Source organism: Novosphingobium sp. PhB165, assembly GCF_004341845.1.
Classification (GTDB): Bacteria; Pseudomonadota; Alphaproteobacteria; order Sphingomonadales; family Sphingomonadaceae; genus Novosphingobium.
Window position 1 is genome coordinate 107,111 of sequence record NZ_SLVB01000011.1, and the last position, 20,025, is coordinate 127,135.

General features: G+C 58.9%; 15 protein-coding genes and 2 pseudogenes. 9 read left to right on the forward strand and 8 right to left on the reverse strand.

Annotation, left to right across the window (positions count from 1 at the left end; translation table 11 throughout):
* Positions 1 to 117: 117 nt before the first annotated feature.
* Positions 118 to 1,371 carry an integrase family protein gene (locus tag EDF56_RS22775; protein ID WP_132391895.1) on the forward strand — a complete coding sequence of 418 codons (1,254 nt, stop codon included), beginning with the start codon at positions 118 to 120 and terminating at the stop codon, positions 1,369 to 1,371.
* A 107-nt stretch (positions 1,372 to 1,478) separates the two neighbouring features.
* Here EDF56_RS22775 and EDF56_RS22780 read toward each other — a convergent pair whose 3' ends face one another.
* Entirely contained in the window at positions 1,479 to 2,126 is a 648-nt protein-coding gene (locus EDF56_RS22780) for an SOS response-associated peptidase family protein (RefSeq protein WP_132391897.1), read from the reverse strand.
* Between the two features lie 158 nt (positions 2,127 to 2,284).
* Here EDF56_RS22780 and EDF56_RS22785 point away from each other — a divergent pair, with 158 nt between their 5' ends.
* The 6 genes and pseudogenes from EDF56_RS22785 (at position 2,285) to EDF56_RS22810 (ending at position 10,676) form a co-directional block, all read left to right on the forward strand.
* Complete coding sequence (locus EDF56_RS22785) at positions 2,285 to 3,067, forward strand: damage-inducible mutagenesis protein (protein WP_243652796.1); 783 nt, start codon at positions 2,285 to 2,287, stop codon at positions 3,065 to 3,067.
* On the forward strand, positions 3,067 to 4,479 hold the full coding sequence (locus EDF56_RS22790; RefSeq protein WP_243652800.1) for a DNA polymerase Y family protein: 1,413 nt from the start codon (positions 3,067 to 3,069) through the stop codon (positions 4,477 to 4,479). Before EDF56_RS22785 ends, EDF56_RS22790 begins: the two co-directional genes overlap by 1 nt.
* Positions 4,476 to 7,771: pseudogene (locus tag EDF56_RS22795) on the forward strand (error-prone DNA polymerase). Before EDF56_RS22790 ends, EDF56_RS22795 begins: the two are co-directional and overlap by 4 nt.
* 304 nt (positions 7,772 to 8,075) lie before the next feature.
* Positions 8,076 to 8,507, forward strand: coding sequence for a hypothetical protein (locus tag EDF56_RS22800; protein WP_132391901.1), 432 nt, complete (start codon positions 8,076 to 8,078; stop codon positions 8,505 to 8,507).
* 58 nt (positions 8,508 to 8,565) lie between these two features.
* A pseudogene (locus EDF56_RS22805) lies at positions 8,566 to 9,332 on the forward strand (IS5 family transposase).
* An 87-nt stretch (positions 9,333 to 9,419) separates the two neighbouring features.
* On the forward strand, positions 9,420 to 10,676 hold the full coding sequence (locus EDF56_RS22810) for an IS701 family transposase (protein ID WP_132391904.1): 1,257 nt from the start codon (positions 9,420 to 9,422) through the stop codon (positions 10,674 to 10,676).
* A gap of 120 nt (positions 10,677 to 10,796) precedes the next feature.
* On the opposite strand, the gene EDF56_RS22815 is transcribed toward EDF56_RS22810, so the two are convergent.
* The gene (locus tag EDF56_RS22815) at positions 10,797 to 12,884 is read right to left on the reverse strand and encodes a CHAT domain-containing protein (RefSeq protein WP_132391906.1); all 2,088 of its coding nucleotides are present in this window, start codon (positions 12,882 to 12,884) and stop codon (positions 10,797 to 10,799) included.
* On the opposite strand from EDF56_RS22815, the gene EDF56_RS22820 reads away from it, so the two are divergent.
* Both EDF56_RS22820 and EDF56_RS22825 read left to right on the forward strand, forming a co-directional pair.
* The gene (locus tag EDF56_RS22820; protein ID WP_165912337.1) at positions 12,864 to 13,346 is read left to right on the forward strand and encodes a hypothetical protein; all 483 of its coding nucleotides are present in this window, start codon (positions 12,864 to 12,866) and stop codon (positions 13,344 to 13,346) included. The genes EDF56_RS22815 and EDF56_RS22820 overlap by 21 nt on opposite strands.
* A gap of 476 nt (positions 13,347 to 13,822) precedes the next feature.
* Positions 13,823 to 14,287, forward strand: a complete 465-nt coding sequence (locus EDF56_RS22825; RefSeq protein WP_132391910.1) for a hypothetical protein — start codon at positions 13,823 to 13,825, stop codon at positions 14,285 to 14,287.
* A 399-nt stretch (positions 14,288 to 14,686) separates the two neighbouring features.
* On the opposite strand, the gene EDF56_RS22830 is transcribed toward EDF56_RS22825, so the two are convergent.
* The 6 genes from EDF56_RS22830 to trbJ form a co-directional block, all read right to left on the reverse strand.
* A complete protein-coding gene (locus EDF56_RS22830; protein WP_132391912.1) occupies positions 14,687 to 14,896 on the reverse strand; it encodes a DUF2274 domain-containing protein in 210 nt (69 codons plus the stop codon).
* Positions 14,893 to 16,191 (reverse strand): TrbI/VirB10 family protein, encoded by a 1,299-nt coding sequence (locus EDF56_RS22835; RefSeq protein ID WP_243652797.1) that lies wholly within the window; start codon positions 16,189 to 16,191, stop codon positions 14,893 to 14,895. Before EDF56_RS22835 ends, EDF56_RS22830 begins: the two co-directional genes overlap by 4 nt.
* Positions 16,188 to 17,045, reverse strand: coding sequence for a P-type conjugative transfer protein TrbG (trbG, locus tag EDF56_RS22840; RefSeq protein ID WP_132391914.1), 858 nt, complete (start codon positions 17,043 to 17,045; stop codon positions 16,188 to 16,190). Before trbG ends, EDF56_RS22835 begins: the two co-directional genes overlap by 4 nt.
* The gene (gene trbF, locus EDF56_RS22845) at positions 17,042 to 17,788 is read right to left on the reverse strand and encodes a conjugal transfer protein TrbF (RefSeq protein ID WP_132391916.1); all 747 of its coding nucleotides are present in this window, start codon (positions 17,786 to 17,788) and stop codon (positions 17,042 to 17,044) included. The genes trbG and trbF overlap by 4 nt, the downstream gene beginning before the upstream one ends.
* A 3-nt stretch (positions 17,789 to 17,791) precedes the next feature.
* Positions 17,792 to 19,105, reverse strand: coding sequence for a P-type conjugative transfer protein TrbL (gene trbL, locus EDF56_RS22850; protein ID WP_132391918.1), 1,314 nt, complete (start codon positions 19,103 to 19,105; stop codon positions 17,792 to 17,794).
* Positions 19,106 to 19,271: 166 nt separating this feature from the next.
* Positions 19,272 to 20,021, reverse strand: coding sequence for a P-type conjugative transfer protein TrbJ (gene trbJ, locus EDF56_RS22855; RefSeq protein WP_132391920.1), 750 nt, complete (start codon positions 20,019 to 20,021; stop codon positions 19,272 to 19,274).
* Between the last annotated feature and the right edge of the window lie 4 nt (positions 20,022 to 20,025).

Below are 20,025 nucleotides of genomic sequence, written 5' to 3' on the forward strand. Positions count from 1 at the left end.
GGGCTCTTGCCCACCAGCTAGACCCGGTTTGCCTCGGCAAGACCGGTTTAGACGGCGTTTGTATCACGATTTGTATCATGATTTTTTGCGATTCGGGGCCGGCCACGGAGTCGGTAAATGACACGGAAAATCGCCTTTTCACCTGCATCGCTCGACACGCTGAACAAGGGTTCAATAAGGGACCCCTTGTATCCGGGTTTGAGCCTCGAAGTGCTGCCAAGCGGCAAAAAGGTATGGCGCTACGCGCGCCGCATCTCGGGAGATGGAGAGCTCGTCCGCATGCGCCTCGGCACCTACCCCGCACATACCATCGCCGATGCCCGCAACTGGGCCAAGGGGCTCAATGACGAGATTGAAGTGGGGATCGACCCGCGTGAAGCGAGACGACTCGCCGATACGCGCGATTCGATGACGGTCGCCCGCGCGCACGAACTTTACATGGAAGCCACCCGCGAAGGTCGCGGCTCCCGGTCAAAGCGCAAAAACAAGCCACGCACGATTCAGGACAAGCTCTACATCTATCGCTGCGACATCGCGCCCCGCCTCGCAAAGAAGTCGATCTACGCGGTAACGGAAAGGGATCTGATCAATCTGGTGCTGGCGAAAGGCCGTACCGCCAAGGTGCGGGCCAACCGGCTAGCGGCCGAACTCAAGGTGTTCTTCGGTTGGGCCGCCAGCCTGCGCGGGCTTATCGTCGGCCTCGAGGTCGATCCTTCGCGCCGGCTCGCCGATCTGCGATTTCCTGAAACACCCCGGAGCCGAAAGCTCAGCCTCGAAGAAATTGGGTGGCTCCTGGAAGCGGTGGCAAAGGAGGAGGAACGCGATTTCCGGCGAGGCATGCTGCTCTGGCTTCTGACCGCCGCCCGATTCTCCGAAGTTATCCGCGCGCGATCGGACGAGATCGAGAACGGCGTATGGACGATCCCCGCAGCACGATCGAAGAACAGTGCTCCGCATTCGATCCAGTTGGGTCCGTGGGGCCGCCATCTGATCTCGTCGGAAGGGGAATGGGTATTTCCCTCTCCCCGCATCGCGGGCCCCCGCACGAACGGCTGGTATCCTGCAAAGAAGCGCGCGCTTGCCTTGATGGCCCAGATTGCGGGACGCGAAATCGATCATTTCGTGCCGCACGATTTCAGGCGGACTGCCCGCAGCAATACCAAGCGCCTCAAGGTCGATTACGAGACTGCCGAAGCAATGCTCAACCACCTGAAAGTGGGGATGGAGCGCATCTATGACGGCTATGAACTCGAGGAGGAGAAAGCCGCCTGGTTCCTGAAGTGGGAGTCCGAAATCGTCGAGATTGCCCACCAGAGCGGCGTCGCGCGATTGCTCGAAATCCCTGAAGGACCAATCAAGCCACCGGCTTAGTGCTCACAAAGCTGGCGCGGGGCGCGACGATGCCCATCTGGCAATGCTGCTCCCCGCGCCAGAATATCCGGCGAAGTTTCCGCGAGTCGCACGTGGTCGGCTGCGCATCAAAGCAACGTGCTCTCCGGCGAAGCCGGCGCCTTCCTGGCCGACCACAACTCGTCCGTGCGCACCATCTCGACCAACTCATCGGGGAACTTGCGCTCCTGAAAGGCCATCAGATCCTCGAAGCTGCCGCGGAGCCAGGTCTCGTATTCATTCGGCAGGAGGAGCACGGGCATGCGATCATGCACGGGCCGGATTGCCTCGTTGCAGTCGGTCATGGCGCCCGAATAGACCTGCCCCCATTCGTCGCTTTCGCGCCAGAGCCCGCCCCAGGCAAAAACCTCCTGTCCCCTGATGTTAAACCAGGTTCGGGTCCTCTTGCCCTTCTGCCCTTCCGCTTCGGCAAATCCGGTCAGCGGGATAAGGCAGCGCCACTGCGGCTTGCGTGCCAGACCGACCCACATGTTCTTGGGGAGTTCCGCGATATTGTTGACCGGAATGGGTTTGGAAGTGGGCGCCATTGATTTGAGGCGAAGCGGAAAGCCCAACGTCATCGTCTGCATCAGGCGCGAACCATTTTCTTCCCGAACCACCATTCCGGGTTTTCCAGGAAAGGTTTCGCCGTCAGCATTGGAATTGGGGATCGCCGAGACCCCGAAATGCGCTGCGATATCAGCTGGATTGAGGCGCTGCGTGTACAAATTACACATCGTGGGCTCCGTGCCGCCGCGTTCGAGTTCTGCACCTCCCATACACCGGCTTTACCCCAGACAGAAAATTCGGAACTCCAACTTGCGTTGACTCTGAGGTCGGAAAAGAGCGAACATATAGGGAACATAATTCCTCCTGTCCGAGTCTCAACCGTGCCATGGCCAATTCCACCGTCCTCCACGAACTGCGTGAGCGCATTGCGCAGATCGAGGGCGTCTCCTCGCGGCATCCTGCCCTGCCCTTCCAAATTGACGCCATCGACCAGAGCCTCCCCGACGGCGGCCTTGCAACTGGCGCGCTCCACGAAGTGGCGGGCAGCCGCGAACTGGCCGACGACGCGGCAGCGACCGTCTTTCTCGCCGGAATTCTCGCGCGGATGGAAGGCACTGTGTTCTGGTGCATGCACTGGCGCGACTTGTTCGCGCCGGCCCTCCACTTTGCCGGACTTCATCCGGACCGCGTCATCTTCATCGAGGCGGGCAGCGACACGAATGTGCTGATCGCCATGGAGGAGTGCTTGCGCCAACCCGGTCTTGGCGGCGTTGTTGGCGAGCTAAGGAAACTGTCCCTCACCGCGTCACGCCGCTTGCAGCTTGCAGCCGAGGAATCGGGCGTTCCGGCATTCGTGTTTCGCCGGGGCTTACCGGCTGATGCTGTAGCCGATGGGACCGCCGCGATGACCCGCTGGCGGATCAAGGCGGCACCCAGCGAGCGACTCGGCATTCCGAGCCTCGCCCGTCCCCGCTGGCAGGTCGCGCTGGAACGCGTTCGCGGCGTAGAACCGAAACTCTGGATTTTGGAGGGATGCGATGCGCAGGGTCGTCTCGCTATACCTGCCGACCTTGGCCGACGGATCGCATCCGGCGCAAGGCCGGGAGGCCGCCTGAAGGCGAAGCCGCTCCCCTCGTCACGGCTCATCCCGATCACGGCCGGCGTGTAATTGCCGCCGTTGACGCGGCTGCACGGCGGCTCGGCGTGTTCCCGGGCATGACAGTGACAAGAGCGCGAGCATTGGTGGCCGGACTGGAAGTTGCGGACGCTGCCCACGAGGAGTATCTCGAAGGATTGCGCCGTCTGGCGCTATGGGCAGGACGCCGGTACTCGCCGGTCGTCGCTGCCGATCCGCCTGACGGCATCTGGATAGACGTTACGGGCTGCGCTCACCGTTTCGACGGCGAGAAGCCGATGCTCAAGGACATGATGCGGCGCATTGCTGCCTCTGGCATGGCTTGCCAGGCTGCAGTAGCGGATACTGCCGGCTGCGCCCATGCCGTCGCGCGCCTCGTTCCCTCCGGTCGTCCCAGCGTCATCGAGCCAGGCGGCGCGCGCGCCGCGCTTTCCATCCTTCCCGTCTCGGCATTACGGATCGAGCCGGGCGTGTCGGAGGAACTGCGCCGCATGGGCTTCGAGCGGGTGGAGCAGTTAATCGCGGCACCGCGCGCGCCGCTCGCCAAGCGCTTCGGTCGCCAGCTCTACAAACGCCTCGACCAGGCACTTGGGCAGATCTCCGAGCCGATCGAACCGGTGTTTCCCGTCGAGCTTCCACGTGCGCGTCGCGGATTGCTGGAACCGATCGGCACTGCCGAGGCCTTCGTGCATGTAATCGACGACCTTGCCGACGACATTACCGCGCTCATGGTACGGGAGGGAATCGGTGCGCGCACGCTCGATCTCTATTTTCAGCGAGTCGACGGCCACAGTCAGGCGATTCGGATAGGGACGGCCAGCCCGGTCCGCGATCCGCGTCACATCGGCAGATTACTGTCGCAGAAGCTGGGTGAGGTCGATCCCGGACTGGGTGTGGAAGCGATGACTCTCGTGGCCTCGCTCGTTCAGCCGTTGGCGGCCTCGCAGCTCGGTTCCATCCTTTCCGGAGAACGCCGAGGACCGGACATTTCTGCGATCGTCGATACGCTGGCGAACAGATTTGGCCGTCGACGCCTGTTCCGTACGCAGCCCCGTGAGAGCGCCATGCCCGAGCGCGAGGTCGAGGATGTGCCGGCGCTCTCCGCAACCCAAGGCACTAGCTGGGACGACGATTTGCCGCGGCCGTCGCGGATGATCATCCCGCCAGAGCCAGTCGAAGTCATGGCAATGCTGCCCGACCATCCCCCGGCCATGTTCATCTGGCGCGGGAAGCGGCACCGGGTTGCCCAGGCCGATGGCCCGGAACGGCTGCACGGCGAATGGTGCCGTGAAGGCGGGCATGAAGCGGACACGCCCTATACGGTGCGTGATTACTTTCAGGTCGAGACAGCGACAGGCGGACGCTACTGGATATTTCGATTGGGCGATGGCGAGCGCAGTGCCACCGGCCCGATGCGCTGGTTCATTCATGGCGCCTTCGCATGAACCAGCATGGCCATTCTGCTGGCGGAGATGACGATCCCCTCGAACATGCCCGGTATGTCGAGCTGCAGGTCACAACCCATTTTTCGTTCCTGCGCGGTGCGTCGAGCCCCGAGGAACTCTTCTCTGCCGCGAGTTTGCTGGCCTTGCCCGCACTCGGCATCACCGACCGCAATACGCTGGGTGGCGCAGTACGCGCCTGGGACGGGCAGAAGGTTACAGGCGTCCGATCCATCGTCGGATGCCGGCTCGATCTGGTCTGCGGTACCTCACTGTTGGTCTACCCGTCCGACCGCGACGCCTATTCGCGGCTATGCCGCCTGCTCAGCATAGGCAAAGGCCGTGCCGGCAAGGGCGGATGCCATCTCTATTGGTCGGATCTTGAGGACTGGTCCGAAGGTCCGATTGCGATCCTTGTCCCCGACCGCGCGGACGCCGCGACCGAGGAAGCGCTGGCCCGGCTCACTCGCGTGTTTGGCTCACGCTCTTATCTGGCCCTCTCGATCCGGCGCCGCCCGCGCGACGCGATTCGCCTGCGCGACCTTGCGGCTATGGCGGCTGCCGCAGGGGTTCCCACAGTGGCCACCGGCGACGTGCTCTACCACGCGCCCGATCGGCGCATACTGCTGGATGTCGTGAGCTGCATCCGGGAGAAGTGCACAGTCGACACGCTGGGCCGCAGGCGTGAGCGTTTTGCCGATCGGCATCTCAAGGCTGCCGCGGAATTGGAGCGGCTGTTCGCTCGCTACCTCGGCGACATCACCCCGGTTGCCCGCAGTGTCGAGATCGCCCGCGCCTGCTCCTTCGACCTAGGGCAGCTGACCTACACCTACCCCGACGAGATCGGCGAAAGCGGCCTCACACCGCAGCAGGAACTGGAGCGGCTGACCTGGACCAAGGCTCCCGAGCGCTACCCGGACGGCACGCCGGGCAATGTTCGACGTCAGCTGGAGCACGAACTCCGCCTCATCGGCGAACTGGCCTATGCGCCCTATTTCCTCACCGTACACTCGATCGTCGCCTTCGCGCGCTCCAAGGGTATCCTCTGTCAGGGGCGCGGAAGCGCGGCTAACTCGGCCGTTTGCTTCGTGCTCGGGATCACTTCGATCGATCCCGTAAAGTCCGAGCTGCTGTTCGAGCGCTTCGTCTCGGCAGAACGGCGTGAGCCGCCCGACATCGACGTCGATTTCGAACACGAACGCCGCGAGGAAGTGATCCAATGGATTTACGAGACGTACGGGCGTGAGCGGTCGGCGCTCACCGCAGTTGTCTCGCGCTTCCGCGCCCGGGGTGCTGTACGCGAGGTTGGCAAGGCGCTGGGTCTGACCGAGGACGTGGTCTCGGGTCTTGCCAGGAAAGTCTGGGGTTGGAGCCGCGAGGGTGTTGAGGAGCGCCATGCCGAGGAACTCAACCTCGACATGACGGACCGCCGCCTGACGCTGACCTTGGAACTGGCGCGCATACTCATCAATACGCCTCGCCACACATCGCAGCATCCCGGAGGGTTCGTGCTTACGCTTGGCCGGCTTGACGAGCTGGTTCCAATCGAGCCCGCAGCGATGGCCAACCGGCAAATCATCGAATGGGACAAAGACGACATCGATGCCCTCGGCTTCATGAAGGTCGATGTCCTGGGTCTTGGCATGCTGGGCTGCATGCGCCGCGCCTTTGCCCTGCTGGAAGAGGACAAAGGCATCGCCATGGACCTCGCCGGCATTCCCCACGACGATCCGGCGACGTTCGCGATGATTCGCAAGGCCGACACACTTGGCGTGTTTCAGATCGAATCCCGCGCGCAGATGGCAATGCTGCCGCGCATCAAACCCAGGAAGTTCTATGACCTCGTCGTGCAGGTCGCGATCGTGCGGCCCGGACCGATCCAGGGCGACATGGTCCATCCCTATTTGCGACGCCGCGAAGGCAAAGAGCCCATCACTTTCCCGACCGACGAGCTCAAGGGCGTGCTGGAAAAGACGCTGGGCGTGCCTCTATTCCAGGAACAGGCCATGCGGGTCGCGATCGAGTGTGCCGGCTTTACGGCCTCGGAGGCCGACCTGCTGCGCCGGGCGATGGCGACTTTCAAGCTGACAGGCGGCGTCTCGCATTTTCGGGACAAGCTGATCGATGGGATGATCGCGCGCGGCTACCAGCGTGACTTCGCAGAGCAAGCCTTCAAGCAAATCGAGGGCTTCGGCAGCTACGGCTTTCCGGAGAGCCATGCGGCTTCGTTCGCCCTCATCGCCTACGCCTCGTCGTGGATGAAAAATGCCATCATCCCGATGTATTCTGCGCCGCATTGCTCAACGCGCAGCCCATGGGCTTCTACGCCCCTGCCCAGATCGTAGGAGACGCCCGCAAGCACGGCGTCGAGGTTCGTCCAATCGATGTGAATCACAGTCGCTGGGATTGCTCTCTTGAACTTTCCAGCGGCCCTTATCTCGCAGTGCGCATGGGCCTTCGCTATGCCCGTGAACTGCGAAATGAGGACGGTGCTGCGATTGTCCTGGCCCGAGGCAACGAACCCTACGACAGCGTCGAGGAAATTCAGCGGCGCGCCGGGGTCAGCGGACGCGCACTGGACCGGATCGGCCAAGCCGGCGGTTTCGGTTCGCTAAAGCTGTCGCGTCGGAAAGGGTTATGGGAGGTAAAGGGCCTTGGCGCCCCAGCCCTCCCCTTGTTTGCGGCCGCCGACGAGCGCGCTGGCAAGCTCCGGCCCGAGGCGGTCGAGCCGGAAGTCGCCTTGCCCCAAATGGGAGACGGCGAGGAAGTCGTCGAGGACTATCGCGCCGTTGGCTTATCCTTGCGGGCGCACCCCCTCAGCTTCCTGCGGGACGAGTTGATCTCTCGAAAAATGATTACCTGTGCCGATCTACGCGACATTAAGGATGGCCGCTGGGTCAATCTCGCCGGACTGGTTCTGCTTCGACAAAGGCCCGGATCGGCCAAGGGCGTCATGTTCATTACCCTCGAGGACGAGACCGATGTCGCCAACCTCGTCGTCTGGACCAAAGTCTTTGAAAAGCACCGGCGCACAGTGCTCGGCGCCTCGATGATGGGTGTGCGAGGACAGGTCCAGAAGGAAGGTGAAGTCATCCACGTCATCGCCCAGCAACTGGACGATCTCTCCGGGTTGGTCGCCAGCGTGGGAAACCGCACCGACATCGCCAATGTTTATCAGGTCAGCCGCGCCGACATCGTCAAAAGCGCGATGACGCCTGACTCGCGTGACCTAGAAACCCATCATCTGCGGCGCAATCCTCGCGGCCTACATGCTCCTGATTTGAGGCTTGGCTGAGGAACCATTCCGGGCGATCCCGCGGACCTCATAAGATCAATACCTGTAATTTCGTAAAACAAACGGCTATGGAAAAACAATAAAACACGAATTTATAAATTGTAACTTTTTAATAAACATTAAAACGCCGTGCTTTTACTAAAATCCTGTCATGCAAAATGTTTTTCGTCACCCCTAATCTCATAGACAATTCTATGCGAAAATTAATTGCATTTTGTAATATTTTAGGCTGTGAACCCATAAATGAGGACGGTAGACCAGTGGCCCCTTGTGGACAGGCGCCCCTCGAGCGCAAAGTGCAGGCATGAAGAAGCTGGCTGCAATCTATGAGCGCAAGGGGCGATTGTTTGTGACGGCGTCGCACAAGACGAAGGCTGGGTTCTGGATCGACGACGCGCATGTGGCTTGCTTCAGCCAGCCTTCGCATGATGAGTTGGGCCGCGCCATCGAACAGGCTTTGGAACGCTCGCAGGAAGGCGTCCTCACACCGTCGCCCGATGCACGTATTGACAAGCCATTGCTGACGGCCGCCGGGGTTGGTTCGTGGCCCACGTTTATGAAATTGTCCAAGCATGTCACCGTCTTTAGCGACGGGAGTTTGCTGAAAGTCACCCCCTATCGCAATTTGGGTAGCAAAGAGGGCTTTGAGCCGGAGCCGGATATGGCGGTCCCATCTGCTACGTCCGTCTCGGTTTTGGGGCAGATCGTTGCAGATCTGCTCAGCCGAGCGGCATAGCGACAAGCGCCATTGGCTTGAGCTTTCTTATTCCGTCGAAATCTGATTCAGGCGTGGCATGAGCCAATATGACCTGACCGACTTTGAGTGGCGCGTGATCGAACCGCTGTTGCCCAACAAGCCGCGCGGTGTCCCTCGCGTCGATGACCGCCGCGTGCTGAACGGCATCTTTTGGGTGCTGCGATCCGGTGCGCCGTGGCGAGACCTGCCGGAGCGCTATGGCCCACGCACCACCTGCTACAACCGCTTTGCGCGATGGCGAAAGGCTGGGGTGTGGGATCGGATGATGGATGCCATCACCGCCGCCCACGACGGCGACATTCAGATGATCGACAGCACTTCCGTTCGCGCCCACCAACAGGCCGCAACGGCAAAAAGGGGGATCGAGATCATTGTCTCGGTCGATCCCGAGGAGGCCTTACGACCAAAATCCACGCGGTCGTCGACGGGCAAGGCCTCCCGATCCGACTGACCCTGACTGCCGGGCAAGACCATGACGGGCGGGCGGCTGACGATCTGCTTGATCATGTTGGTGCTGGAACGATTGTGCTCGCAGACAAAGCCTACGATGCCAACCGCATCCGCGCATCGCTCCGCGACAGAGGCGCGTTCGCCAATATTCCGCCCAAGGCCAACCGGCGGTCGAAACCTTACTTCAGCACATGGCTCTATCGCGAGCGGAACCTGATCGAGCGCTTCTTCTCTAAGCTGAAGCACTTCCGCCGGGTCGCTACCCGATACGAAAAGTTGGCCGAGAACTTCCTGGCTATGGTCCAACTCGCCTCCATGCGCCTGTGGCTCCGTGCTTATGAGTCTACGACCTAGCACTACTTTGGCAGAATTTTGATTTTTGGGATTTCCTCGGCGTTGAATGCGTGATTCATGAGGAGCCAGCTTTTATGGAGGCTGGCGATGGACGAGGGCTGGCAAGCAGATCTGGAGCGTTGGCTTGAGCCATATCTGGGAAGTCTGGCCAACAAGACGCGGCGGCGGATGTGCCCGGCCTATATTGCCGGCTTGATTGGGCCTGGCGATCGCAAGAGCATTCAGCCCATGGCAGCTCGAACTGATGCCATCCCTTATGACCGACTGCATCATTTCATCGGGGCCGGCCTGTGGGACAGCGCCCCGCTGGAAGCGACCTTGTGGAGCCAGGCAGATCAATTGGTCGGCGGCAACAAGGCGTGGCTGATCATCGACGATACGGCCTTGCCCAAGAAGGGCAAAGCTTCGGTCGGTGTCGCCCCGCAATATGCAACGGTGCTCGGCAAGAATGCGAATTGTCAGACGATGGTTTCGGTAACGCTCGCATCGGGCGAAGTACCCATCATGCTGAGCCTGCGCCTGTTCCTGCCGGAAAGCTGGACCGGCGATGTGGCGCGGATGACCAAAGCTGGCGTGCCTGAGCCTTTGCAGAGCTACCGCACAAAGCCCGAGATCGCTGTGGAGGAAATCGACCGCGCAATCGCTGCTGGCGTTCGCTTCGGCTGCGTCTTGGCCGATGCCGGCTATGGGCTCTCGGCGTCGTTCCGGCAGGCACTCACCGCCCGGGATCTATGCTGGGCGGTCGGTATTCCCCGGCACCAGAAGGTCTATCCAGCCGATGTGCAATTGATTTTCCCGGTAGCGACGCGGGGCCGGCCACGTGTCCGGCACGTGCCTGATGTCAAATCCCGAGCGGCCCATGCCATGCTCGAGGATGCGAAATGGCGACAGGTCAGTTGGAGGCGGGGAACGAAGGGGAGGCTGAGCGCCCGCTTCGCCGCCATGCGCATGCGCATCGCCGATGGCGCCCCCCAGCGGATTGGCTCTGCAGGAGCCCAGCATATGCCCGGCGAAGAGGTTTGGCTGGTGGGCGAGCGTCGTTCGAACGGCGAACGCAAATACTACCTCTCCAATCTGCCCGCAGGAACCTCGATCCGCGAGCTAGCAGGCGCGATCAAGGCACGCTGGGTTTGCGAACAGGCCCATCAGCAACTCAAGGAAGAACTTGGCCTCGATCACTTCGAGGGAAGGTCATGGACGGGGCTGCATCGACACGCGCTCATGACAATGATGGCGTACGCGTTTCTACAAACACGAAGGCTCGCTCAGGCGGGCCGGAAAAAAAAGAGTCTCCGGGCCGCCACCTCAGCCCAGTCTGCCAGCAGTTCGCCAAGCCATCCTTGATCGCTTACCGCGCTCTCCGCCAAGCCATTGCCCTCATTGCGGAGGCGCGCTGCTTAAACCATCTAGCAATATTCTGCCAAAGTAGTGCTAGATCAAAATACAGACGATCATTAACAAACTTTATTTATCGTCCCCCACCAAGGCAAGTGCTCCCCAAGAAAAAGCCAGCTGTTCTCCAGAATGAGAATCAGGAGAAAGTGGCCGGTATAACTGCTCTAGCATCGCAAGACGGAGCGCGCGCGATTTAGACAAATCGCCTTGCCACCAATGCTTTAGCATCGATGACACAATAGACGCGGTAACATCGTCACGAACGCGCCATTGACTGGCTAGAACTGAATCGGCACCAGCACGGAAAAAAGCGCCCACCAAACCGGAAAATGGAGCATTATCAAGAATACCTGGAGCCGCACTGTTGCAATTTGACAAAATAATCCAAGCTCCCCTAAATTTTAAATCTTGGATTTCAAGCGCCGAGACCAACCCGTCCTCTTCCGGAGACATTGGATAAGACAAGACTAGCGCCTGATCGTCCAGAGAGAGAAATTCTCCCGGCAGAATGCTGTGGCTAGCCACTAAAACAATATCGCCAGATCGCACTCTCCCGTTCATGCCAAGATTCAAAAAATTCCTCTCAGACGCCTCTTGTCCTGGATATGCTTTATATTTCCAGCCAACAAGCGCTTTCGCCGCTTCATCACCCTCAAATTTCGTAAACGGCAAATCCGGAAGCGAATTAATTTCGTCGCCCACCTCTTGATGCCGCTCCGTGTAAAATGGACTCATGGCAACTTTAAAATTCGGATCGATGAAGGCGTAAATCGTGCCTACCAACCTAGACGAGGAAGCAGTTCTAGTCTCCGCCAAGGCCTCACCCAGGCTCCGGGATTGCGATATGGCGAAATCTTCTATGAAGCGATGGCAACCCGACGACTGAGGTATATCATTCGGCTGGACGTCCCGGTTGTTAAGAACGGCGAAGGGTATAGCAGACAAATAATCCTCGGCGACAAATTTAATGGTACTTCGCCCCGCCTCAATCTTAAGATGATCTACAGACCGCTTCATGACCAAATCATATATTTTGCGACCAACTTCGCATTCAGACAAACCGCGCCCGCCCACGTCCGACATAGGACCAATCGAAAACCCCTTGGGATCCAATTTTTTCCGCATTAATTCAATTAATTCAGTTAACTTCTTTTCATTCGAATCTATAACATCAAAAAATATGGAAGATTGAAAAATAGAAATAGCTACCCCCGGAAATTCTTGCGTAGGGGAAATCAAAAATACTACAGAATCATCTTCAGGGAGAATGAACTTATTAAATGTAGATATTTTATCTGAATTCAACTTCGCGCCAATCCTTAATAAACCCTCCAGAGTAACATCGCGCTGCTCGATGCCAAGAGTTTCTTGATCACCCCCGGAAGTGGCATAGGCAATCGCAACCAACTTCCAGCAGCTCGACACCTCGAAGCGATTTCCCTGCCGATCAACACCTTCCGCGAGCAACACAGGCATAGATACTGTTTCGACGAGATGACTACACCATTTCGCCAATGTATCTGGAGATAAGTTTCGGGAATGTAATTTCAGCGCTGCAACCGTAGAAAGATACTGCCATCGGGCCTCCACTCCGGGAGACGCGTGCGAATATACTGCGACCCGGCCCAACGATTGCATCATTGCTTCCGCATCACCAAGCCCTCGATATGCTGTTGCGAATGCAAACCCAACTGCTAAAATCGTATCTGGCTCGACACCAGGAATAGTCGTTATAGTCCTTTGAGCTTCGTTCAGAAATTCAAGAGACTCCTCAAATCGATTTTGATCAATAAGATTTTCGGCAAGACCTAGATTTATACTTACATTTAAATCATCTTTATTGTTGCTCCTAATATCAATTAATGATCTATATTTCCATTCTATTGACCTCACTCCTGGAAATTTTTTTTCCGCTGCCTCTAATAAAGCTAGAGCACGCTCAAAGCCAGCGCGATCAATGTTCGGATCAGCCAAAATCCGATCCACATCATCCAGATTTGGGAAACCGCGGGAGGGATCGGCATTCGAGTAAACGTGCACAGGTACACTCTGCGCCCGCGTAACTTGTGCATATCCAACGAAAATGATAATGAATAAGGTGCCGTATAGCGCGGACCTCTTGAGCACTGAATCAAAATGAAAATAATGGAAAAGCATATTCCGCAGCCTAGCTGTTTTTGTAAAGCACTGGGGCTTTGCATAGCAGCATTTATAATGGCGTTAGGGCCGTCAAGCGCAATTTTTGCGCAGACAGGCACCCACCCCAACAGAGGTCCTTATATTATCTTTTATGACTACGATCAGTCGATCACAGACGTAGATCCTGAATCGTACCATATTAGTGACGAAGAAAAACGTATAATTAACGCCGCCATTACAGAACACCTCGTACATCGAAGTAGGATCGGCATCGATGTGTATGTTCTATTGAATAGGACCCGTCCAATTTCGGAAGAGATTGGCGAATTACGATTCAGAGTGATTAAGGAATATTTAGAATCAAAGGGGATATCACCATCCGAAATAAGTGGTCAGATCTTTTTCGGAAGCAATGATAATCATGACGAACGAGCTCGAATAGGTATGGAAAGAGCTGAATTAACATTGACACCATATTGATCTCTTCGTTGCCATATTACCCTACATGTACGCAGTGAGGGCGAAATGAGACATGTGTTATTATCATCTTTTCTGACTATATTTATTGTAACCTCTTCATGCCAAATTCAAGCAGAGGCTGTTAACAAAATTGACGGCGGGCAAATTTCTGGATCCCGTGGAAATCGGTGGGTCCTGGAAGATGTGGTTATGCTTAGGGGAGGGAAGGATGATTGCGCCGTCGGCATGGAATATATTTTCATGCCGCGCGGCGTATTAAATATCAATGAGTGCGTTAATGGAACATTACGTCACACTACACACTCTTGGAAATTACAAAATCTAGATAGTATTGATCCGATATTGAGAATTGACGATAAACTCTATATTATTTCATTGCAGAACATCGGTTCTGAAAGACGACTTCGCCTAAGGTCTCGAGCCATAGACCGCTCCACCCAGACAGAAGATAGAATTTTCACTCTTCGGAGGTAGCGATGAAGCGGGAGATTGGTTCTGGTGTAATACTGGGAATTACAGCGCAGATCATTAGCGTGTGCGGGTTATTAATTGGGTTTTGGCAATTCCAGCACGCTGAATCTCAACGACTTCAAGTAGAGCATCGACTAAATTTGGAGAGAGATTCTATAGAATTCAAGAGAAAACTTTGGACTAATAGGTTAGACTCATATCGTGAAATAGCCGATCTAGTCGGAGCCATAGTAATTTCCGATAGCCCGGCGGCTCGACGCAATGCTATTCAGAATTTTAGAAGAAATTATTGGGGATTATCTATATTGGCGGAAGACGACCTTGTCCGGAAGCAAATGATTGCGTTTAACCTCGAGATTTCGGATTTTCAATCTGGCTGGAGCAACGAGGACCGAATTAAACAGCGTGCCGACGCACTTCTTCAAGCTTGCAGCACCTCAATTAAGCAAGGCGGTACAAAAGTACGATAACTTAGTACGGATATTGAATATCCTCCCAGCTCCTGGATATCTCATATCGGAATATTTGAAAATAAATTAATATTATCACGATTAAATCAGTTGTGTGGCGATAGTAAATTGTCTGCAGGTGGGCAATAATCGCTCAATCATCGTGCGATCACCACAATGCGCGCGTTTCGATCCAAGCCAATACATCTGAGTGCTTGAAACGCGGGCAGCGCCGAAACTTACTGATCGCGCTCCCCATCTCATATTCCGTTGGAAAGCCGCTCGGGCGCCGTCTACGTAGCCTATCGATCTGTCGCCTCGATAAACAGGCGATTTGCGCAAATTCTTCGATAGTTATTAGTCTGCAGGTTCCGAATTTATCCATTCTGTCGGAAATTTGCGCGGAATGAGCAGGCATCATCATTTCTTCCGCCTAGCGAAGGCCCGATCGTTGTTGATGTATCCATCCAGCATTGCTGGGATGAGTTCTGCCACTGTCACCTTCTGGCCGTAGGTTGCCTCGTAGGCTGCGACATAGTCTTCCAGCCTCCGGGAAAGATCCGGCATGAGGTGAATTGCAACCTTTAGTGGCGTTCGGTCGGGCAGCTTGGGCAGTCTGACGCTGGTCATTGCTGATTTCCCTTCGACCACGGTTCAAGGACAAGATCGCGATGAACCACAAGGCGAACCTGCGCCCCGGGTCGTATCGTGATCGTCGGCTGAATTTGCAGACTGCGGGAAACGAGCTGATCGCCTGCCCGCGAAACGCTCTGCTGCGTCGATTGCCGAATGGCCTGAGCCAAATCACTTTCACCGGTGAAGGTCAGCTCTGAACCGACCCCTAGCAACGTCGAAATCGCCGCTCCTTTGATGACCTGCCAGGTATGGGCATCGACCTTATCCTCCAGGCCAGCATACCCTGACATGTCGGCCGCCGGCACGTTGTCGAGGCGGATCGAACTGCCATCGGGCATGACGATCCGCTGCCAGACGATGAGCGCCCGCTTCTGTCCGAAGGCAACAAGGCTATCATAACTACCGATCAGCCTGGCGCCCTGCGGAATGAGCAAGGTCCTCCCCGTCGCGCTATCGAAGACTTGCTCGGTGACCTGCGCGATCACGAGACCGGGAAGATCCGCACGCAGCCCGGTAATGAGGCTCCCGGCAATCACGCTGCCGGCAGAAAGCATGTTCGCCGACGCCGCCGAGGTTAGCGCATGCGGCTCAACATCGCCGGCATTATCCTTGGCAGACACAAAATCGGCCTTACGCTGCTGGGCGTTCGGATCGCCGTTGAAGTCGATCGCGAGCTTTCCTTCGGCGCCGCTTGCAGGCTTTTCGGCCTGAAGCGCAGCAGGTTCCGCAGCAGCAGACATCGCCGCGGCCTTGGCGCTACCGAATAACAGACCGGACTGCCGTGCCGACCTCCTTTCTTCCTCCATGCGATCCGGCACCGACTGCTGCCTCGTCGCTTGCGATCCTGGCAAGGCCGTCGAGATCGGCTTGATCGTTGCGCCCTGTCTCTCGACGATGGCCCGCCCGAGGTCACCCGGTAGCGGCGGCCCGAGCTTGGGCACTTTGTCATAGCTTTCGGGCAGCGCATTGATCGCGTCGGTTGAGATCTTTGCGGCACTGGCCTCGCTGTCGCCGTTGCCGGCAAGGTGAAGCCTGATCGGCCCGAGGGCGTACCAGGCGGTTCCCGCCACGATGAGCGCGAGTGTTCCTGTCATCCCGATGATGACTTCCCGCTTGAAGCGGATGGCCCTTGGCGGTTTCGATCGGAGCGCCAGCGACTCCGGATCGACCTTGGCCGGCGGGCGCACTCCAGCGGCCGGCGCGCTCTCCACATTGTCAGCGGAGCCCACCATTTGCCGGTCTCCAATTGGCTGCCGCTGATTGACGGCGCTTACGGGTTCTTCGCTCATCGCGCCCTCTCCTGAACCGCACCCTCGGCCACGCGCTGGATGCGCACCACCTGCTGGTTCTTCGTCCCCAGCCGCAATTCGGCGGCCGTGAAGATGCGGTCGACAACATAGAAGCGGCCCGACAGTCGGTAGTTGACCAGCTGTGCCGTCCCTTTCTCATCGACAAGGAACAGCGGGGGCGCCTCATCGAGCACAATGCTTGGCGGCAACTGGATGAACGTCTGCCGGCCATCATCGAAGGCGCGGAGCGGCCGCCAGGTCGGCTTGTCGCCGGATATCTCGTAGTTGAAGTTGAGGTTTTCGGCGCTGAGACCGGCGGCAATTGGCTTTGCCGTTTCCGCTGCGGCCGCTGCCCGCTTGATCGCGACGAGCTCATCAGCCGGATAGGTCCAGGACAACGCCGATATTGCCGCGCCGCCGCTGCTGGAGAGCGCCAGATGGTAGCTGCGCCGGTCGGTCGTGATGACAAGGTTGGTTGAAAGCCCCGGCGAGTAGGGTTTGACGAGGATATGGGTGCGCTTGCTGTCGCCCTGCCCGCTTGTCGTATCGCCGATCACCCAGCGCGCGGTATCGCCGCTGGCGACCGCAACGAGCCCCTCGCCCGCCTGAAGCGCGATATCGGTCACCCGGTCGGGCGCGGTCAAAACGTGGTAGATCGCCCCCTCGGAATACGCTTGAAGCTGGATGGCCTGGACAAACCCGCTGGCCTGAGGCTCGATCGTCGCCGCGCGATTAGCCCGGTCGACGACGGCCGCGCGGGAGCTGGGCGCCGGGGCCGCGAGGGCGGGATGGCCCAACACAGGTAGCGCGAGGACGCCCGCGATGATGGCGAGCCTGTGGGAATGCACATTCATGGCTGGATCTCCGATGCTGACTGAGCTGCGGGTTCAGGCGGAAGTTGGGTTGACGCGGCGGGTTCAAGTTCCCGGCTCCAGTCAATCGCGTCGACATAGATCCCGAGCGGATTGCGTCGCAGGATGTCGGCGCTGCGCGGCGGGCGGGTCAGTATCGTCAGGATTGCGGTCCAGTGGCTGGTTCCGGCCTTCGCGCCGCGCTCATAGGACGTCTCGATCCACTTCACCTGGAACGACTGGTCCGACGCGCGCACGACGCTGGTCACCTGCACTGAGACACTGCGCTGCCCGAGGTTGGCGAACGGGTCGGCCTCGCGCGCATAGCCATCGAGGAAACGCGCCCCGCGCTGGCTGGCAAAATCGTAGGCGGAGAGCCAGTCGCGGCGCATCAGCACCGGATCGAGCGACACGCCGCGCACGCACTCGATAAAGCGGGCCAGATGCCAGGCGATCTGCGGATCGGTGGGCGTGATGGCAACATCGGCCTCGTTCACCGCCCTCGCCTCGCCAAGCTGATCGACCTCGACGACATAGGGCACCACACGGCTCTGAAGCGATTGCCAGACCAGCGCCGAGCCCATCATTCCGGCCATACCTAAGGTCCCGAAAGCCATCAGCCGCCAGTTGCGTGCCTGGACGCGGGCGGAGCCGATGCGCTCATCCCAGACCTGGCCCGCCCGCTGGAAGGGCGTTTCGGGCTGCGGTGTTCGTCCGTAACGCTGGACAGCGCGCTTGAAGATCATCGATCAGTCCTCCTTTTCCTTGATGTCGGGGTTGGCGGCGGCACCGCCGCGCTCACCGTCCTTCAGGGTGGAGAGCGCGATCTGTCGGTGATGGCGGGTGTCCTGCTGGCGGCGGAGATCGCGCGCCCAGCCCGGAGCAGAATTGTTCGCGGGATTGGCTGTGGTCTCAGACGCGCTGCCGGCACCTTCCGAGCCTTCGAAGGCAGCCCTCGCAGCCGAGCGACCGCGTTCGGCGGCTTCGCCAATCCCGAAGGCCTGACTGGCCTTCTGTCGGGCTGCACCGCCAGCGGCTTTGGCCATGCCGCTGAGGCCAGCACCGACGCTTTGCGAGCCGGCGGCGGATTGACCCATGCTCCACGACGTAGAGGCGGCGGCGCCCATACTGGTGCCGGCGCGCACCGCGCCGAGCGCGGTGCCGCCCGCAAGCTTGGCCGCACCGGCGACGCCGCCGGCGCCCATGGCGATGATGCCGGCCGCACCGACCCCGGTGCCAAGCGCAGCGCCAGCACCCAGTTGGGGCGCACCGGCGACAAGACCTGAGGCGATGGAAGGACCGAATATCCCGAGTCCGAACAGCGCGAGGCTGGCGAGCACAAGGCTCAAGGTCTGTGCGATATCGGGCTCTTGGCCCTGTAAGGCCGTGGTGAATTCGTCGAAGAAGTTCGAGCCGATGCCCACGATGACGGCGAGCACCATGACCTTGATGCCTGTGCTGACGACGTTGCCGAGTACCCGCTCGGCAAGGAATGCGGTGCGGTTCCACAGCGCGAACGGCACCAGGATGAAACCGGCAAGGCTGGTGAGCTTGAACTCGAGGATGGTGACGAATATCTGCACCGCGAGGATGAAGAAGGCGAGGATCACCAGCAGCCACGCCAGCAAAAGGACGACGATCAAAAGGAAGTTGTTGAGCAGGCCAGTGACGCTCATCAATTTGGACGCGTACTCGACAAGCGGCCATGCGGCAGAAAAGCCCGTGCCAGCCAGCCGCCCCGGCTTCAGCAAGTCAGCCGCCGTCAGCGTGCCGCCCCCTGCCGTGAGCCCGGCCTGCGCCAGCGAGCGGAAGACGATGTCGCCAAGCGCCGAGAAATTGCCGATGATGAAAGCGAACGCGCCGACGTAGAGGATCTTGCGGATGAAGCGCCCGAGGATGTTGTCCTCTCCGCCCATCGTCCAGAACAGCCCCGCGAGCGTCATGTCGATGCCGATCAAGGTCGCCGTCAGGAAGTGGACATCGCCGCCCAGCAGACCGAAGCCACTGTCGATGTAGGCGATGAAGCTGGTCATGAAGCGGTCGATGACATTGAGGTCGTTCATGGCGCTGCACTTTCCATCCGAATGCCGAGGGGATTGGAAACAATGGGTGTCGCGGGACGCGGCCAGGGGCGCGAAAAAACCGCGTCCCGCGAGGCGGTGACGGGAGAGGCGGACCGTCACCGCAAACTATGATGGAAACGGAACTGGCCGCGGCCAGTCCGGATGGTCAGTTCGGCGTGTAGGCCGTCCCGGTGCCGAGGAATTTTGCGGTCGCGGCTTGCGCGGCGCTGGTCGCCTGCGCGCGGTTTGCGCGCTCAAGCGTGTCGGCGCGATATTGCGCGGCGAGGAGCTGCTGGATCTGGAACTGCTGCTTGGCAGTCAGCGCCAAAAGCTGGTTGGTCGCCTGGCTTGCTTGAAGTGCGCCTTCGGCGTTCTGGCTGCGCTCCACCATAGCCGAGAGCGCGGAGGCATCACTCTGGATATTCTCGACGACTTGCGCCTGCACGGTCATCGTGTGCTGGTAGGCCGTCATTTCGGTATCGAGGCGCGCGCGGGCAGCAGATACCTGGCTGCTGAGCGAGAGCGAGCCGTTGCTGGTTGGGTAGAGCTGGCGGAACTGCTGGTTCAGCGTGGAGACCTGGAACTGGATCCCCTGCGCCTGTCCCATCAGCACATCGATCTGCTGGAGCGTCTGCGTCAGCGCCTGAAGTTCGGGAAAACCGATCGTCGTTAGATTCTTGCCCTGATTGAGCAGGCTCTGCGCCTCGTTTTGCAGCGACTTGATCTGGTTGTTGACCTGCTGGAGCGTACGGGCGGCCGTCAGCAGGTTCTGGCTGTAGTTGGTCGGATCATAGACGATCAACGCGTGCACAGGCCTTGACGGGAGCGCGACGGCGGCGAACGTGGCGCCAAGGGCCACCAGCGCCATGCTCCCGGCGGCGGCGAGCGAGGAACGGGTACGCTGTTTCACAATCATCGGT

Bases quoted from the DNA above. Each gene is read 5' to 3' on its own strand.
- EDF56_RS22775 (WP_132391895.1), top strand. From the start codon at position 118: ATGACACGGAAAATCGCCTTTTCACCTGCATCGCTCGACACGCTGAAC.
- EDF56_RS22780 (WP_132391897.1), bottom strand. From the start codon at position 2,126: ATGTGTAATTTGTACACGCAGCGCCTCAATCCAGCTGATATCGCAGCG.
- EDF56_RS22785 (WP_243652796.1), top strand. From the start codon at position 2,285: ATGGCCAATTCCACCGTCCTCCACGAACTGCGTGAGCGCATTGCGCAG.
- EDF56_RS22800 (WP_132391901.1), top strand. From the start codon at position 8,076: ATGAAGAAGCTGGCTGCAATCTATGAGCGCAAGGGGCGATTGTTTGTG.
- EDF56_RS22810 (WP_132391904.1), top strand. From the start codon at position 9,420: ATGGACGAGGGCTGGCAAGCAGATCTGGAGCGTTGGCTTGAGCCATAT.
- EDF56_RS22820 (WP_165912337.1), top strand. From the start codon at position 12,864: ATGAAAATAATGGAAAAGCATATTCCGCAGCCTAGCTGTTTTTGTAAA.
- EDF56_RS22815 (WP_132391906.1), bottom strand. From the start codon at position 12,884: ATGCTTTTCCATTATTTTCATTTTGATTCAGTGCTCAAGAGGTCCGCG.
- EDF56_RS22825 (WP_132391910.1), top strand. From the start codon at position 13,823: ATGAAGCGGGAGATTGGTTCTGGTGTAATACTGGGAATTACAGCGCAG.
- EDF56_RS22830 (WP_132391912.1), bottom strand. From the start codon at position 14,896: ATGACCAGCGTCAGACTGCCCAAGCTGCCCGACCGAACGCCACTAAAG.
- EDF56_RS22835 (WP_243652797.1), bottom strand. From the start codon at position 16,191: ATGAGCGAAGAACCCGTAAGCGCCGTCAATCAGCGGCAGCCAATTGGA.
- trbG (WP_132391914.1), bottom strand. From the start codon at position 17,045: ATGAATGTGCATTCCCACAGGCTCGCCATCATCGCGGGCGTCCTCGCG.
- trbF (WP_132391916.1), bottom strand. From the start codon at position 17,788: ATGATCTTCAAGCGCGCTGTCCAGCGTTACGGACGAACACCGCAGCCC.
- trbL (WP_132391918.1), bottom strand. From the start codon at position 19,105: ATGAACGACCTCAATGTCATCGACCGCTTCATGACCAGCTTCATCGCC.
- trbJ (WP_132391920.1), bottom strand. From the start codon at position 20,021: ATGATTGTGAAACAGCGTACCCGTTCCTCGCTCGCCGCCGCCGGGAGC.